Source organism: Streptomyces sp. 8L (assembly GCF_020176795.1).
Lineage (GTDB): Bacteria > Actinomycetota > Actinomycetes > Streptomycetales > Streptomycetaceae > Streptomyces.
Map to the genome: position 1 here is coordinate 1 of NZ_JAIUKE010000767.1, position 2,938 is coordinate 2,938.

The 2,938-nt window shown below is 65.5% G+C and carries 2 protein-coding genes; both read left to right on the top strand.

What is annotated here, in order from left to right:
* On the top strand, positions 1-818 hold an 818-nt coding region (locus LCE31_RS38485), incomplete at its 5' end, for a DUF5655 domain-containing protein (RefSeq protein ID WP_225022844.1).
* Positions 819-1,402: 584 nt separating this feature from the next.
* On the top strand, positions 1,403-2,713 hold the full coding sequence (locus LCE31_RS38490) for an IS3 family transposase (RefSeq protein WP_225022846.1): 1,311 nt from the start codon (positions 1,403-1,405) through the stop codon (positions 2,711-2,713).
* The last annotated feature ends 225 nt before the right edge of the window (positions 2,714-2,938 follow it).

Genomic DNA, 2,938 nt, shown 5'->3' on the forward strand with positions numbered 1-2,938 from the left:
AGGCCGATGTGCAGGGTCTCGTCGAGGCGTACATGGAGACGCTGCTGGGTGTCCGGTTCTTGGCGAGCGAGTACAGCACCGGATCGGTGCACGGAGGCCGGATCGACTCGCTCGGGCTGGATGAGAACGGATCGCCGGTCATTGTCGAGTACAAGCGCGGCACGGATGCCGGCGTCATCAATCAAGGGCTGTTCTATCTGGCGTGGCTGATGGACCACCGTGCGGAGTTCGAGCACCTGGTCCGGGGCCGGCTTGGGACGACGGCCGCGTCTCAGGTCTTGTGGAGTGGACCTCGCTTGATCTGTATCGCCGGCGACTTCACTCGCTACGACGTGCATGCCGTGCGTGAGCACCGGCGGTCGATCGACTTGGTCCGCTACCGGCTCTTCGGCCGTGACCTGTTCGGCCTTGAGGCGGTGACCTCCGTGAGCGGTGGCATAGAGGTGCCCCACAGGGCCCGGCGCCACTCGACTGCCCGTACGGCGGCCGACGCTCAGGGAACAGCGATGGTGGCACTGGCGAGCGCAGTCGACGATGTCTTGCTCGGGCTCGGGGATGGCGTGAACCGAGTCGAGCGCAAGACCTATCGGGCCTATCAGCGGCTGCGGAACTTCGCCTGCGTGTGCCCGCCGCAGCGCAGCAAGCTGCTGGTCTACCTGAAGGTCGATCCGAAGGGCGTTGATCTCGTTCCGGGGTTCACCCGAGATGTCTCGGGTCTCGGTCATCACGGGACGGGTGACCTGGAGGTGCAGTTGCGTATGCCGAGGGACGTGGAGCGGGCTCAGGACCTGTTCCTGACCAGCTATGCGGCGGCCTGATCTTCTGTCGGCCTGTGGCTTCTCTCTGGTCGTTAGGTCGCACCTTTCGACGTGCGGGCAGAACGTGGCGGTGGACTATGGCGGTGGACTATCAATGGTGCGCCGAATCGCCGGTTTGGCCAACCGGCAAGCCCGCGCTACCTTGCCTCGATCTCAGGCCCCTACACTGCGCCAAGTGCCCGCCTGTCGGCCGATCGCTGAGCGTCCGCCTCGCCGTCCTCGGACCCGGACACCGGCCCCGCGGCCGGGCGGCGGCCGGCCCGCAATGGCGACCAGCGACTGGTCCGCATGACCCCGCTCCATGCCGTCGTTCATCAACCGTCACGCACATCAAGGCACTTGATGGCTTTTCCCGCTTCGGGGAGTCCTGCGGGGCAGGTGTCTCTGCCGTACCGTTTGATGACAAAGGTCGCTATGTGGCTGCGGAGGCGCCAACGAGAGCCGTTGGGGACACTCCGAAGTCAACGCGAGCGGAGTGCTCACGCACCGCGTGCGGTTCTTTACGGATGCACTGTTTGCATTATTCCCATCCGCTCGTGCATGAGGATCGGAAGTGGCGGATCTATATTCTGTCAAACCTGTCCGTGAGTGATGTGGGCGTTCCGGCCTGGATTTCCCCCACTGAAGTGGACAGCCTGATACTGGGACGGCTGGTCCCGGAGGAAGCAGTCCAGGTAGTGAGTGGCAAGAGCAACATGAGCAAGCGGTACACGGCCGAGTTCAAGCGGGATGCGGTCGCTCTCGTGCGGTCCTCGCCGCATCGGAACATCACGGAGATCGCCCGGGAACTGGGCGTGAGCCCCGAGGGGCTGAGGGGCTGGGTCAAGCAGGACAGCACCGACCGGGGCCAGGGGCCTGCCGGTGCGTTGACCAGCGCGGAGAAGGACGAGCTCGCGCGGTTGCGGCGGCAGAACCGCGAGCAGCAGCAGACCATCGAGATCCTGAAAAAAAGCCGCGGCCTTCTTCGCCACGGAGTCGATGAAATAGGCGAAGCCTGCCGTTTCATCGATGCGGAGAAGGCCGCCGAGGCCAACCCCGGCGGCTACAGCGTCGCGCTGCTGTGCCGCGTGATGGGCATCAACCGCTCCACCTACTACGCATGGCTGGCCGCTCGGCCTGCCGTACGGATCCGGCAGGAGGCGGAGGACGGGCTCGCCGGGGAGATCCTCGGGATCCACGCGGGCTCGCGGGGCGCCTACGGTGCCCCGCGAGTGCACGCCGCACTGAAGCGGGGCGGCCATGCGATCAACCGCAAGAAGGTCGAGCGGATCATGCGTGAGCGCGGCATCAGCGGCATCACCCGGCGCAAGCGCCGCCACCTGACGGTTCAGGACGGCAGGGCCGCTCCGGCCCCGGACCTGGTCGGCCGGGACTTCACCGCCGCCCGGACCGGCGCGAAACTCGTCGGGGACATCACGTACCTGCCGACGATCGAGGGCTGGTGGTACCTGGCCACCATCATCGACCTGGCCACCCGCGAAGTCATCGGCTACGCGATGGCCGACCACCATCGCGCCGAACTCGTCACCGACGCCCTGTGGATGGCTGCCGGCCGCGGCGGTCTCCAGCCCGGCTGCATCATGCACACCGACCGCGGAAGCGAGTACACCAGCGGCGAATTCCGCTCACTGGTAATGGAGTTGAATCTGAGACAGAGCATGGGCAGAACTGGCATATGCCGCGATAACGCCGCGGCTGAGAGCTTCTTCGGCCTGCTCAAAGCAGAGATCGGCACCACCGTCTGGGAAAGCCGCCAGGCAGCCCGGGCCGATGTCTTCCGTTTCATCGAAGTCGAATACAACCGCACCAGGCTCCGCAAACACCCCGAGTTCGGCTACCTCACCCCACTCGAAACCCGAGCCAGACTGCAACACGGCTTCACCCCCGCAGCGTAAACACCCGCTGTCCACGATCAGGGGGGAACTTCAGAATGGACCCCAAGCCGAAGCTACCCACACGCTTGACGAAGAACATAGCGGCACCCCCCTCTGGTCCTTGGGCCCACCGGCGCTCCATACACGCCGGTGTCCCGTACGGCACGCCTAGTGTCCTGAGTCGGTAGTTCGCTTGCGGTTATAGGGTGGGGCGATGCCTGGTCCGAAGCCGTTGCCGCTGGAGTT